Annotated in this window: 12 protein-coding genes and 1 tRNA gene; 6 read left to right on the top strand and 7 right to left on the bottom strand. The window is 57.2% G+C overall.

From position 1 onward, the window contains the following. Positions 1 to 2 precede the first annotated feature (2 nt). Positions 3 to 77: transfer RNA gene (locus AC2FLB_RS05985), tRNA-Glu, on the top strand. 5 nt (positions 78 to 82) lie between these two features. On the opposite strand, the gene AC2FLB_RS05980 is transcribed toward AC2FLB_RS05985, so the two are convergent. From AC2FLB_RS05980 to AC2FLB_RS05950, 7 genes are read right to left on the bottom strand one after another with little or no spacing between them, the layout of a single operon-like run. Beyond that, positions 83 to 1,924: a V-type ATP synthase subunit A gene (locus tag AC2FLB_RS05980; protein ID WP_496690808.1), complete on the bottom strand. Its 1,842-nt coding sequence runs from the start codon at positions 1,922 to 1,924 to the stop codon at positions 83 to 85. Next, positions 1,921 to 2,613 (bottom strand): hypothetical protein, encoded by a 693-nt coding sequence (locus AC2FLB_RS05975; RefSeq protein ID WP_496706418.1) that lies wholly within the window; start codon positions 2,611 to 2,613, stop codon positions 1,921 to 1,923. The genes AC2FLB_RS05980 and AC2FLB_RS05975 overlap by 4 nt, the downstream gene beginning before the upstream one ends. Before the next feature lies 1 nt (position 2,614). Then, positions 2,615 to 3,292 (bottom strand): hypothetical protein, encoded by a 678-nt coding sequence (locus AC2FLB_RS05970; RefSeq protein ID WP_142634693.1) that lies wholly within the window; start codon positions 3,290 to 3,292, stop codon positions 2,615 to 2,617. Next, positions 3,292 to 3,735 (bottom strand): ATP synthase subunit C, encoded by a 444-nt coding sequence (locus AC2FLB_RS05965; protein WP_281972343.1) that lies wholly within the window; start codon positions 3,733 to 3,735, stop codon positions 3,292 to 3,294. The genes AC2FLB_RS05970 and AC2FLB_RS05965 overlap by 1 nt, the downstream gene beginning before the upstream one ends. Beyond that, positions 3,732 to 5,528, bottom strand: coding sequence for a V-type ATP synthase subunit I (locus AC2FLB_RS05960; RefSeq protein WP_496708833.1), 1,797 nt, complete (start codon positions 5,526 to 5,528; stop codon positions 3,732 to 3,734). The genes AC2FLB_RS05965 and AC2FLB_RS05960 overlap by 4 nt, the downstream gene beginning before the upstream one ends. Continuing rightward, positions 5,525 to 6,130 carry a V-type ATP synthase subunit D gene (locus tag AC2FLB_RS05955; RefSeq protein WP_496708832.1) on the bottom strand — a complete coding sequence of 202 codons (606 nt, stop codon included), beginning with the start codon at positions 6,128 to 6,130 and terminating at the stop codon, positions 5,525 to 5,527. The genes AC2FLB_RS05960 and AC2FLB_RS05955 overlap by 4 nt, the downstream gene beginning before the upstream one ends. Continuing rightward, positions 6,108 to 7,469 carry a V-type ATP synthase subunit B gene (locus AC2FLB_RS05950; protein ID WP_496708831.1) on the bottom strand — a complete coding sequence of 454 codons (1,362 nt, stop codon included), beginning with the start codon at positions 7,467 to 7,469 and terminating at the stop codon, positions 6,108 to 6,110. Before AC2FLB_RS05950 ends, AC2FLB_RS05955 begins: the two co-directional genes overlap by 23 nt. Before the next feature lie 319 nt (positions 7,470 to 7,788). Between AC2FLB_RS05950 and AC2FLB_RS05945 the strand changes: the two genes are divergently transcribed. From AC2FLB_RS05945 to AC2FLB_RS05925, 5 genes are all read left to right on the top strand, one after another. Continuing rightward, positions 7,789 to 9,528: an ABC transporter substrate-binding protein gene (locus AC2FLB_RS05945; protein WP_271946219.1), complete on the top strand. Its 1,740-nt coding sequence runs from the start codon at positions 7,789 to 7,791 to the stop codon at positions 9,526 to 9,528. Between the two features lie 62 nt (positions 9,529 to 9,590). Continuing rightward, a complete protein-coding gene (locus tag AC2FLB_RS05940; RefSeq protein ID WP_496690812.1) occupies positions 9,591 to 10,640 on the top strand; it encodes an ABC transporter ATP-binding protein in 1,050 nt (349 codons plus the stop codon). Position 10,641: 1 nt separating this feature from the next. Then, a complete protein-coding gene (locus tag AC2FLB_RS05935) occupies positions 10,642 to 11,718 on the top strand; it encodes an ABC transporter ATP-binding protein (protein ID WP_496702196.1) in 1,077 nt (358 codons plus the stop codon). Next, positions 11,715 to 12,578 carry a carbohydrate ABC transporter permease gene (locus tag AC2FLB_RS05930; protein WP_142634709.1) on the top strand — a complete coding sequence of 288 codons (864 nt, stop codon included), beginning with the start codon at positions 11,715 to 11,717 and terminating at the stop codon, positions 12,576 to 12,578. Before AC2FLB_RS05935 ends, AC2FLB_RS05930 begins: the two co-directional genes overlap by 4 nt. Continuing rightward, on the top strand, positions 12,575 to 13,372 hold the full coding sequence (locus AC2FLB_RS05925; protein ID WP_142634711.1) for a carbohydrate ABC transporter permease: 798 nt from the start codon (positions 12,575 to 12,577) through the stop codon (positions 13,370 to 13,372). The genes AC2FLB_RS05930 and AC2FLB_RS05925 overlap by 4 nt, the downstream gene beginning before the upstream one ends. Positions 13,373 to 13,375 lie beyond the last annotated feature (3 nt).

Raw genomic sequence — 13,375 nt, 5'->3', positions numbered from 1 at the left:
GTGGCCCGTTCGTCTATCGGTTAGGACGCCAGGTTTTCAACCTGGAAAGAGGGGTTCGATTCCCCTACGGGCTACCACTTCATCACACTCCGAACTTTTCCTGACACAGGGCCTGTACTTGCGCCCAGACGGATTTGAATTCCGGCGTGTTTTCGGCGGCATAGTGGAAGTTCTTCATCAATCCCGTAAGCTGAGTGAAGACCTGGCGTACCTCGGCCTTGTCGGCGAACTGCGCGGTGGATTGAGTGACGCCATAGACCAGTTTGAACGTCATCTTCTGACGCTCTAGCGGCACCGACGCATCCACCGGGTCAAAGGCATCCTGCTGCAGATAGACCATGTCGACAAACAGCGCCTTTTGCTGAGTCACAAAATCCTCGATCGTGACCCCTTCCTCGCCGGTCACCTGCATCATCTGGTCAACCTGTTCGCCCCTTTCGATCAATGCCAGCAAGTCGCGCACTTTGCCCGTCCATCCGGCCTCGGCGTTGGTGTCGTACCAGTCTGAGAGCTGTTCCAGATAACGCGACCAGCTGAGCATCGGATCGACCGCAGGATAGAACCGCTTATAGGCGCGTTCGGACGACAGGCCGAGGAAACACTTCACCGTGGACAGCGTCGATTGCGTGACCGGTTCATCAAAGTTCCCACCTGCCGGTGACACGGTCCCGATCAGGGTCAGGCTGCCGGTGTCCCCATCATTGGTCTTCATCGCTCCGGCGCGTTCGTACAACCCCTTGATCGAGCTTTCGAGATAGGCGGGAAAGCCCTCTTCCCCCGGAATTTCTTCGAGCTTGCCGGAGGTCTCGCGCATGGCCTGAGCCCAGCGACTGGTACTGTCCGCGATCAGCAGCACATCATACCCCATCTGGCGGTAATACTCACCCAGAGTGATCCCGGTGAAGATCGACGCCTCGCGTGCAGCTACGGGCATCGAGGAGGTGTTGCAGATGATGATCGTCCGGTCCATCAGACTGCCGCCAGTGGTCGGGTCGGTCATCTTCGGGAATTCCGCAATCGTCTCGACAACCTCACCCGCGCGTTCACCACAGGCCACCACGATCACGATGTCCACCTTGGCGTTGCGTGCAATCAGGTTCTGCAGCACCGTCTTGCCTGCGCCGAACGGACCAGGAATACAGGCCGTCCCACCGCGGGCAATCGGAAAGAACGTGTCGATCAGGCGTTGAGAGGTCAGGACAGGTTCGGTCGGATAGAGCCGCTCGGACAAGGTGCGTTTCAGAACGTTTTCCGGCAAAGCCCGCCGTACCGGCCATTTCTGCGACAGGGTCAGCGTGTGCTCACCCCCCTGTGCATCTTCAAGCCGCGCCACGATATCATGGATCATGGCCGCACCCTTCTGAACCCAAATGACTTTGTAATCCCCAACCCAGTTAAAGGGCAGCATGATCTTATGGGTAAAATGCCCCTCGGGCACCGCCCCGATGCTGTCGCCTGCAGTGACCGTGTCGCCCACCTTGACCGATGGGGTAAACGACCACTTTGCCTGAGTGTCCAGCGGCGCCACGTCCGCCCCACGCGGCAGAAAGGTTCCGAATTCTGCCGCCACCTTGGCCAAAGGCGACTGCAAGCCGTCAAACACCTGCCCCAACAGCCCAGGACCAAGTTCGACCGAGAGCAGCTGCCCGGATTGTTCGACCGGGTCGCCCACGGCGACGCCATCAGTGCTTTCGTAAACCTGCACATCGGCAGTGTCGCCCCGCACCCGTAACACTTCGGCTTTCAGACGTTCCTGACGTCCACCGGGGCCGGGCCGCGTGGGCAGAATGAAAACGACCTCATTCTTGACCAGCTGTCCGGGATGGCCTGTGGCATCAGGGTTCGCCTGAATTTGTACCAGCCCTTCCTGTACCGAGACGACGCGGGCAGTAGAGGTCTGCGTGGCGGAGGTTGGGGCTGTCATGCGCTTACTCCCTCGAAATCCAAGTCGATCGCACTTGCCATGGCGTGTTGCGCCAGTTTCTCAAAGCGCGTTGCCGCGTCACGCGCATTGCTTTGCGCCCAGCGATCAAAAATATTCCAGATCAGAACATAAATCGCCACGGCTTCGAAATCGAACAGATGGCGCGCGGCGTAGCGTTTCAGTTGCTTATGGCTGACCGACAAAAGCAACCGTTCAAGCCCCAGGGGGTCATCGACATCCAGCAAGTGTTTGGCTTCTTTGATCCAGGGCATTGGGGTTTCCAGCCGAAAGGCAGGGTCGCCCCAGTTGGCTGGAATGTGTCGGCTCCAGCGTCCAATGCCATAGACGCCACTAGGTGCAGCACCCCCCTGTTTGCGCAGGCGCAGCGCGGCAACCGCCGTCCTCAAATCCATCCGTTCCATGAACAGCTTGCGCAAGGTCGGTTGTGAAATGTGCCGGAGCGCTTCTTTGCATCGCTCAATGGTCTGTGCATCCGTGGTGTTCATATCATAGTTGTTCCAGTTCAGAGCGTGTTCCATTACCTCCAGAACCCGCGCATCCGCTGGTGTCAGCGCCCGCAAGCGCCGGTCCAGCCTGAGCCGCGACAGTGGAGGTTGTTTGGCGATGAACAACCGTTCCGAGCCCGGCAGGCTGCTGATCAGCGCGATATAGGCGTCAGGGTCCGACATGTTACCGGATCACACCTTCCAAAACAGCACGAAAGCGCGGCTGCAAATGTTCCATTAACAACGAGGCGACGGCCTTATCGGTCAGATCCAGAACAACCCCCTGTTCATCAGCCCGGATGCGGATGCCATTCTGGGTGTCATCCGCGCTGTGCAGCTCAACCTGTTCCTTCAGCATTTCAGCCGTCAGTCCCAGAACGTAACGCGTCAGCTTTCCCGACTGAATATCATCGGCGTTCTGTTTGATGTCATCCTGAGTGGCGACCCTGGGGGGCAGTATGACCTGCGCGGGCCCTTCCAGTCTGGCGTCTGACGCGGCGCGACCGACGACCTCAAGGATCATTTGTTTCAGCAGTTCAGGATCAGTCATTTCTTGGGTGACCAGCCGTTCAACATCCTTGCGAAATCGATCTGTCAGACCGGCCTTCATTGTAAGCACCGCATCACGCATCGCTGTGTTCAGCGCCTCTTCTCCGGCTGTGCGATAATTATCCGCCTCGGCACGGGCCTTTTTCCGATACTCATCTACGTCGCGCTTGGCATCGGCAAGAATTTTGGCCGCCTCGGCTTTGGCATCAGCGCGCAGCTTGTCTGCATCGGCCTGACCGGCAGCCACACCATCGCTGCGCAGCTTGTCGATCAGCGCATCCACCCCATGCGAAATCATCCCGTCCTGTGCCATCAGCTAATCCCCGCGCTGATGACCAAAGCAAAGACAAAGGCAAATACGCCAAAGCCCTCGATGATTGCAGCCGGCGCAAGTGCCAGGCCAAAAATCTCGGGCTTTTCCTTGGTTGCGTTAATCGCTGCAGCACAGGCCCTTCCCTGCCAGATGCCGCAATACATCAGGGCGATGCCCGACAGGATACCGATCCCGAACAGCCCGCCTGCATTTTCAGGCGTCACATCGCGGTTCAGCGTGAACATGATGACGATGCCGTAGATCACCATCGTCGATGGAAAGGCCGACACGCCGATAAACCGGCCATACCCGCCTTCGGTTTCCGTCATCGCTCCGATACTGGCCTGTCCAGCAATGGAACAGCCAATCGCGCTTGCTGCGGCGCCCAGCGCCATGGGGGCATAGATTCCCAACCAGCCCAATGTAAGTACAAGCTCATTCATTCCTGAACCTCCTTGCGGGCGAACGGGCGAAAGACGATGCCTTCATCCGGCAGACCCCATTTAAAGAATTCGATGTAATTGAGACGTAATCCGTGAACGACGCCGCTCATCATGGCGAGCGCGAAATTGAGGATGTGCCCGGCGATCAGGATCAACACTCCGAACAGAAGGCCCAGCCCTTTCAGGGACTGCATCACCGAGACCGCCAGATCGTTGAACGTGATCGCCAGCGAAGCCGAGGCCAGCCCCAGCGCAAACAGGCGCATATAGCTAAGCACATCGCCAAAGGCCCCCATCGCCCCGGCCAACCCCTGCACGCCCTCTATCAGGCGCCACAGCCAGTCAGAGGGTTTGGCAATCTCGCGCTCGCTGGTGAACAGAAGGATCGCCAAGGCCCCAGCGATCATGATCGCGGCCCCCGGTGCAGTTGGTCCGCCTTTCATATAGCTCAGCCACAGTATAAACCCGCCGATCAACACCGCGATCCAGCCAAGATTGGCAACGGAACTGCGCCGCCCCCAAGACGCGCGTGCTGCAAGCGCATTCGCCAATATCAGGTGCAGAACACCGACCACGATTGAAATCATCATCATCGAGTCGAAATTGTTCAGGTCCAACAGCTTGAGTTTCCCCCAGATCGTGCCCGAGGCCGGGGAAGCGCCAAAATAGCTTCCAACCAAAATCCCGTACAGGACCGTCGCGCCCGAGATGATCAAACCATAAAGCCGCCACGATCTTTTCGCCGGTGTATTGTCGAGACGTTTCCAGAAGGCCAACAGCCCCAGCAGGATAACCAGGCCATAGCCGGCATCCGCAACGATCATCGCAAAGAAGATCGCGAACGAGACGGACACGATTATGCTGGGGTCCCATTCTCGGTACCCAGGAACCTGATAGAACAGGGCAAGGTCTACTGCTGCACTGCGATTTTCCGGCTGCTCAAGCAGCGTCGGAGGCATCTCGTTCGGGCCCGGGTCTTCGATCAAAACAGCGGCGTTCTGCGAATTGGCCATGTCCAGGACAGCCTCGACCTGATCGCTGGGCACCCAACCCTGCAGGGCAAACACTTCGCCTTCGTCGCGGACCTTTTGCGTGGCATGAGCCAGTTCTGCTGCGCTTTCGGCGGCGGCAAGATTACGCCGCATCAACGTCAGAAAACGGGTCTGCCCGATACGCTCGGCTTCCAGCGCCTCAATGGCGATTTCGGCCTCTTCCAGCTGAGCTTCAAGCTCGTGAATGGGCAACGAACCCGTATGGGTGCGCGGCACTGGAAGGATGTCGTCTTCGGGATCTTCCGGGGCGATCAGAACGGCGTAGAGAAACCGGTGATCCTCTTGCAGGATGGCCCAGGGCAACTGAAGCTCCGCCAGTGCCTCACGGTGCTTTAGCGGCAGTTGATAGAACCAAAGCCGGTTGCCTGCCAACACATCACTCGGCGGAAAATCCAGATCTCCCCACGGGCGCACCTGAGCGATCCGGTGGGCCAAAAAATCCCGGTGGTCGGTCATATCCCGTATGCGCTGCATCAAGTCCAGGACTTCACCGACGAACTGGTCCATATCAAAACCAGAATCGCGCCGAACCTGACGGCGCGTTTCCGACGATTCTTTCAAGAACCGCAATGCTTTATACGCATCTCGGGCTCCACGCTCGTTGATCCGCTCTGGCTCTGCCGGCGGCGGTGCCAAAGGTAAAACATGCATGCATCCCAATGTCTGCAGCGCGCCCAGAGTGTCCCCCTTGTTCGCGGCGCGGCCGACCAAAGACAGTTTTTTCAGCCTTGCAACACTCATCCCGCAACCTCCTTCGCATGTTTGCGTTTGGAGATTTTCGAGCGCACAACGGATTGCATCTGTTCATCGCTCAGATAGATGCGGATTTTCTTGATGTTGGCTCTGGCGCGCGGGATCAACACCTTCTCGAACAGATTGACGCGCTGCGTGATCGTGGCGACTGATTTGTCAAAAATCCTGACCCTTTCTTCGGCCACTTTCACGCGCAATCGGGCTTCGATCATGTCATGCAACAGACGCGCCACGGCATCCACCCAATGTGGCTTGGCCAAAAGGGAATACGGACGTACCGCGACCTCGATTCGGTCCAGATCGGGCATGGTAACGCCAACCACGTTGACCTTCTTCAGCCGGTAATCCTTTAGTTCGACCAACCCTTCCAGGTCGACACCTTGTTGCGCCAGCATGGGCAGCTTTTCCCCGACCTGCTGTGCCAAGCGCGCCACCTCCTCCTGCAGGTGCTGCACATTTTTACGTGCCTTGGCCCGTTCAGCCATCAGTTGCTGACGCTTCAGGTCCAGAGACGGCAAGAACCGCTCATAGCTTTTCAGCTGCGTCTGCTCGCGTGCAAGCGACGATTTATTCAGCTGCAACCGCGCCATGTGCATCCTTTGGGAAGTATTTGTCGATCAGATCCTGCTTCATCAGCAACTGCTCGGGGGCAAAGCATTCAGCTAGTGTCTTCCATCCCAGATCTAGCGCATCCTCCAGCGGGATCGAGACGTTGATGTCCATAAAGCGTTTGCGGAACAAGGCGCCGAATTTCAGCAACTGGGTGTCATAATCCGATAGGTCAAACGCCATGGCCTGTTTCTGCGCGGCATCTCGGCTTTCGGAATAGAACCGGATCATCGTGTTCATGATCTGGCCGTGGTCTTCGCGCGTGGTCTTGCCGATTACATTCTGCTTGAGGCGTGACAAACTGCCGAACGGGTCGATCACCCCGGAATGCAGGTAAAACTGGCCTTCAGTGATATACCCGGTGTTGTCCGGCACCGGATGCGTCACGTCATTCCCGGGCATGGTTGTGACAGTCAGCACAGTAACCGATCCACCCTTGGCATAGTCGCAAGCTTTCTCATACCGTCGTGCCAGTTGCGAGTAGAGATCGCCCATATATCCACGCTGCGATGGGACGCGTTCCTGACTGATCCCAACCTCTTTCATCGCATCGGCATAGGCGGTCATATCCGTCAGCAGGACCAGAACACGCTTGCCCTCTTCCACAGCGAATTTCTCGGCAACGGCCAGCGCCATATCCGGCACCAGCAGGCGTTCGACCAACGGGTCCATGGCCTGATTGACGAACATCACGGTCCGCGAGAACACGCCCGCATCCTCGAACGAGGTTCTGAACGTGTGGAAGTCGTCAAAAATCAGCCCTAGCCCGCCAAACACAACAATATCCGCATCCGCCTGAATGCCGATGCGGCTGAGAAACGCGTTGAACGGCTCGCCGGATACCGAAAATATTGGGATCTTCTGGCTTTCGACCAGCGTATTGAACACGTCGATCATCGGCACATCCGTGCGAATCATCTTGTTGGGAACCGACCGCTCAACCGGATTCACCGTTGGTCCCCCAATGTCGATGCGCGGTTCGGCAGACAAGTCCGGACCGCCGTCAATCGCCTCGCCTGCGCCGTCAAACACCCGGCCCAGAATATTGGCCGAATACGGGGTTTGCATCGGATGACCAAGGAACGTTGCTGTCGCCTCGGTCGAAATCCCTTTGGTACCCGAGAACACTTGCAAGGTTATCACATCGCGGTCGATGAAGATGACTTGCGCCAGCGTTCTGTGCCCATCGACAGTTTCGATCACGGCCAGATCGTTGAAACGCACCGTCGCGTCAGCGGACCCGTCACTCGGAACTTTTATCTTTAGCGTATCCCCCACGATCTCGAGAACGCGGGTAAATTTCAGAAGACTTCGGGACATTTCTGATCCTCATAGCCTGAAAACTTGATTGAACTCAAATCGTGCAGCAAACGGTCACACAAGTCTGCTTTTCAAATCGACCCGCATCACAGCGTCTGCCGAAAAACCATGCGCGCGACCCTGCATTCAAGGGGTCTGCGAACTGAAATTAATGGGCAAATGGTGCTTTAAAACATGATATAAATCAATTCATTTTCAGAAATTTATCCCGGCTATCACCTCAATTACTAAAAATTTAGTTTGACACGCAGGAGGCAAATCGCTGATGCTGATCGTCATCCGGTCTGCGCCGGATCACATTATCTTTGGGAGGAAACAGATGCGGAGACATCTACTTTCCGCAGTGGCGGCGGCTGCCGTCATTGCGGGGCACGGTCCCGTTTGGGCCGACGAAGCCGCAGCACAACGTTGGATCGACGACGAATTCCAGCCATCAACCCTGTCGAAAGACGAACAGATGGCCGAGATGCAATGGTTCATCGAAGCTGCACAGCCTTACAATGGCATGGAAATCAACGTCCTGTCCGAAGGCATCCCTACGCACTCTTACGAATCTGAGGTTCTGACCAAGGCGTTCGAAGAAATTACCGGCATCAAGGTCAATCACCAGATTCTGGGTGAAGGCGAAGTAGTTCAAGCCGTTCAAACCCAGCTGCAAACAGGTCGGAATCTGTATGACGGCTACGTGAACGACAGTGACCTGATCGGCACCCACTCGCGTCTGCAGTTGGCGTATCCGCTGACCGACATGATGGGTGGCGACTGGGCGGGCACGACCTCCCCGACGCTGGATCTGGATGACTTCATGGGCATTCAGTTCACCACCGGTCCGGATGGCAAGCTGTATCAGCTGCCTGATCAGCAGTTTGCGAACCTCTACTGGTTCCGCAAGGACTGGTTCGACGATGAGGCAAACAAAGCCGCGTTCAAAGAGAAGTACGGCTATGATCTGGGCGTTCCGGTCAACTGGTCCGCTTACGAAGACATCGCCGATTTCTTTACCAACGATGTGAAAGAAGTCGACGGTACCGCGATCTATGGCCACATGGATTACGGCAAGCGCGCACCTGACCTGGGTTGGCGTATGACCGACGCGTGGCTGTCGATGGCTGGTGCTGGCGACAAGGGTGAGCCGAACGGCATCCCCGTTGACGAATGGGGCATCCGCATGGAAGCGGGCACCTGTAACCCTGTTGGCGCATCTGTGTCGCGCGGTGGTGCTGCAAACGGTCCGGCTGCGGTCTATGCGATCCGCAAATGGGACGAATGGCTGCGCAACTATGCGCCTCCAGGTGCCGCGTCTTATGACTTCTACCAGTCGCTGCCGGCGCTTAGCCAAGGCAACGTGGCCCAGCAAATCTTCTGGTACACCGCCTTTACCGCCGACATGGTGAAGCCGAAGTCCGAAGGCAACAACACCGTCGACGACGAAGGCACACCGCTTTGGCGGATGGCGCCGAGCCCGCATGGCCCCTATTGGGAAGATGGTCAGAAGGTTGGGTATCAGGACGTGGGATCCTGGACTTTCCTGAAGTCGACCCCTGCGGATCGTGCTCAGGCGGCTTGGCTGTATGCCCAGTTCGTGACATCCAAGACGGTCGACGTGAAGAAGTCCCATGTGGGTCTGACTTTCATTCGCGACAGCTCGGTCAACCACGAGTCGTTCACCGAACGCGCGCCCAAGCTGGGTGGTCTGGTCGAGTTCTATCGCTCACCTGACCGCGTGGCATGGTCGCCGACCGGCATCAACGTGCCGGATTATCCAAAGCTGGCCCAGATCTGGTGGCAGCAGATCGGTGACGTGAACTCGGGTGCCTTCACTCCGCAAGAAGCGATGGATCGTCTGGCCGAAGAGATGGACATCACAATGGGCCGGATGCAGGCCGCGGATGAAAGCGCCGGTGTCTACGGCGGTTGTGGTCCGCGCTTGAACGAGCCGCAGGATGCGTCCTTCTGGCTGGAAAAGCCGGGTTCGCCAAAAGCCAAGCTGGAGAACGAAAAGCCGCAAGGCCAGACCGTCAACTATGACGAACTGGTTCAGCGCTGGCAGTCCCAGTAAGCGTAAACTCGTAGGCCGGGCTCAGACCCGGCCTACCCCCAAATACCCCCAGAGAACACCAGATGATCGAACTTCAAGACGCGACCAAACGGGTCGGCAACGTCATCCATATCAAACCCACGAATCTGACGCTGCAAACAGGCCATTTCAATGTGTTACTGGGTGCCACCGGTTCCGGGAAAACATCACTGATCAAGATGATGGCTGGACTGGATCCGATCGCCACAGGCAAAGTCCTGATGGACGGTCAGGACGTGACTCGGCTGAATACGCAGAAGCGTAAGATCAGTCTGGTGCACCAGTTTTTCGTCAATTACCCCCATATGAGCGTTTTCGACAACATTGCCTCGCCCCTGCGCGTGGCAGGCATGGCGAAAAGCGAAATCGAAGGCCGCGTGGAAGAGGCCGCTGATCTGCTGCAACTGCGTCCGATGCTGCAGCGCCGCCCGCACGAGCTGTCGGGTGGGCAACAACAACGCACCGCTTTGGCCCGCGCGATTGCCAAGGAAAGCCGGGCCGTGTTCCTTGATGAACCCCTTGCCAATCTGGACTACAAACTGCGCGAAGAGCTACGCGAGCAACTTCCTGATCTTTTTGCCGGACGCGGGGCCGTTGTGGTCTATGCGACATCAGAACCGGAAGAAGCATTGCTGCTCGGTGGTCATACCGCTCTGATGGCAGACGGCCGGGTCACCCAATTTGGGCCAACCGCTGATATCTACCGCAATCCGGAAAACATCGCTGCCGCACGTGTGTTCTCGGATCCGCCCATCAACGTCGCGCATATCACCGTCTCGGGTGCGCAGGCGCAACTTGCAGGGGGCGGTGGATGGGCCGTCACCGGCATCGCAGACGGTGAATACACAGTAGCGGTACGCCCGCATCGCGTGACGCCATTCCGCACATCGGACGCAGATGTAGAGCTGACCGGGCGTGTGATCGTGACCGAGCTATCCGGATCTGACTCCAGTGCGCATTTCCAACATGGGAACGACGCATGGGTCTCATTGGCGGCGGGCGTACATCCCTATCAGGTTGGCGAAGACCATAGTTTCTATATGAATCCGGCCCATTGCCGGTATTTCGGCCAAGACGGCAAAAGGGTGGCCTGACATGGCACAGATCAAGCTTTCAAACCTTCGACACAGCTATATGCCATCGCCGCAAGGCCCCGAAGATTATGCGCTGAAGGAAATCGACGTCACTTGGCGCGATGGTGGGGCCTATGCGCTGCTGGGGCCATCGGGCTGCGGCAAGTCTACACTGCTGAACATCATCTCGGGCCTGCTGACACCCTCTGAGGGGCAGATCCTGTTTGATGACCGCGACGTGACCGCCCTGCCCCCTGATCAGCGCAACATTGCGCAGGTTTTTCAGTTTCCAGTGATCTACGACACGATGACCGTAGGCGAGAACCTAGCCTTTCCTCTGAAAAACCGGGGCGTTGACGCGGCAACCATTAAGCGGCGTGTTGATGAGATTGCCGAAATGCTGGATGTCACGGATATGCTGGGCACCAAAGCCTCTGGCCTGAGCCCGGACAACAAGCAAAAAATCTCGATGGGGCGCGGACTAGTGCGCGATGACGTGAATGCGGTGATGTTTGATGAGCCGCTGACCGTGATCGACCCGCATCTGAAATGGAAACTGCGGTCCAAGTTGAAAGAGCTGCACCAGCGCGTAAAAGCCACAATGATCTACGTCACCCACGACCAGACCGAGGCGTTGACTTTTGCTGATGAAGTCGTGGTCATGCAGGATGGAGAAGTGGTTCAGATCGGTACGCCGGTTGAACTGTTCGAGCGGCCTCAGCATACATTCGTTGGTCACTTTATCGGCTCGCCCGGCATGAATGTGTTGCCCTGCGATACCAAGGGCGATCGCGCTATTTTCGAAGGGCATGAGGTGGCCTTGGAAGGTCCGACCCATGGTGAAGGTGGTCGCACCGATCTGGGAATACGCCCGGAATATGTAGGCTTCGGCCAATCCGGCATACCGGCACATGTCACCAAAGTGGCCGATATCGGGCGCCATTACGTGGTCAGTGCCATGGTTGGGAACACGCCGATCAAGGCCGTCACCGAACACAATGCCCCCGAACAAGGCTCGATGGTCTTTCTGCAATTCAAACCCGAGCAGTCCCGCGTCTATCGCGACGGCTGGATCGCAACGCAGGAGCGGGCCCAATGAGAACAATAAACCAAAGAGCATGGTTCTTTGTCCTGCCGGTTCTGGCACTGGTCGCGTTCAACGCGCTGGTGCCAATGATGACAGTGGTCAACTACTCGGTGCAGGAGACCTTCGGCAATAACCAGTTCTTCTGGGAAGGGCTGGGATGGTTCGAACAAATCCTGCGCTCCGACCGTTTTCAGGCCGCTTTGGGGCGACAGTTCCTGTTTACCTTCATGATCCTGATCATCGAGGTGCCGCTGGGCATCATTGTCGCCCTGTCGATGCCGCGCAAAGGCTTTTGGGTGCCGGTCTGTCTGGTGCTGATGGCTCTGCCGATGCTCATCCCCTGGAACGTAGTCGGCTCGATGTGGAACATCTTTACCCTGCCAAAAATCGGCCTGCTGGGGTATTTTCTGAATGACGTGCTGGGCATCAATTATGACATGACACAGCAACCATTGTCGGCCTGGATCACTGTCATCATCATGGATGTCTGGCACTGGACTTCGCTGGTGGTTCTACTGTGCTACGCGGGCCTGGTTTCGATCCCGGACGCCTATTATCAGGCGGCCAAGATCGACGGTGCAAGCCCGTGGTCAGTGTTCCGGTATATCCAGTTACCCAAGATGAAGACGGTTCTGACAATCGCCATCCTGCTGCGGTTCATGGACAGTTTCAACATCTACACCGAACCCTTCGTTTTGACTGGCGGGGGTCCCGGAAACTCGACCACCTTACTGTCGATTGATCTTGTAAAGATCGCGCTGGGACAGTTCGACCTTGGCCCTGCGGCTGCGATGAGCTTGATCTATTTCGCCATCACACTGCTGGTCTCATGGGTCTTCTACACTCTGATGACAAAGGATGACGCCGAATGAAAAAGCGCTCCCTCATCCCGATCCTCTATATCGCGTTCCTGATGTTGCCGATCTATTGGCTGGTGGCGATGTCCTTCAAGACCACGAACGAGATCCTGTCGGGCTTTTCTCTGTTCCCGCAGACCTTTACGCTGGAAAATTACATCACGATCTTCACAGACCCGACGTGGTATTGGGGCTACATCAACTCGATCACCTATGTGACGCTGAACACGGTACTTTCCGTCTGTGTCGCCCTGCCAGCGGCCTATGCGTTCTCACGCTATCGGTTCCTAGGGGACAAGCAGTTGTTCTTCTGGCTGCTGACCAACCGGATGGCACCGGCTGCGGTGTTCGCCTTACCGTTCTTTCAGCTCTATTCGTCAATCCAGTTGTTTGACACCTATCTGGCGGTGGCGCTGGCGCATACGCTGTTTAACGTGCCGCTAGCGGTGTGGATTTTGGAAGGGTTCATGCGTGGCATCCCGAAGGAGTTGGACGAAACCGCTTATGTGGACGGGTATTCCTTTCCGCGCTTTTTCGTCACGATATTCCTGCCAAATATCAAAGCGGGCGTAGGCGTCGCGGCATTCTTCTGCTTCATGTTCTCATGGGTCGAAATGCTGTTGGCCAAGACTCTGACAGCGGTCGAGGCCAAACCCATCGCGGCCGTAATGACCCGAACCGCGTCCAGCGCCGGGTACGAATTGGGCCTGCTGGCCGCCGCCGGGACGCTGACCATCATCCCCGGCGCCATCGTCATCTGGTTTGTCCGCAACTACATCGCGCGTGGTTTCGCGATGGGGCGTGTATGAGGT

It is taken from the genome of Ruegeria sp. CDSA236, from assembly GCF_059611285.1.
Note: the sequence above shows the minus strand (reverse complement) of the source record. Positions and strands in the feature narration are given on the sequence as shown.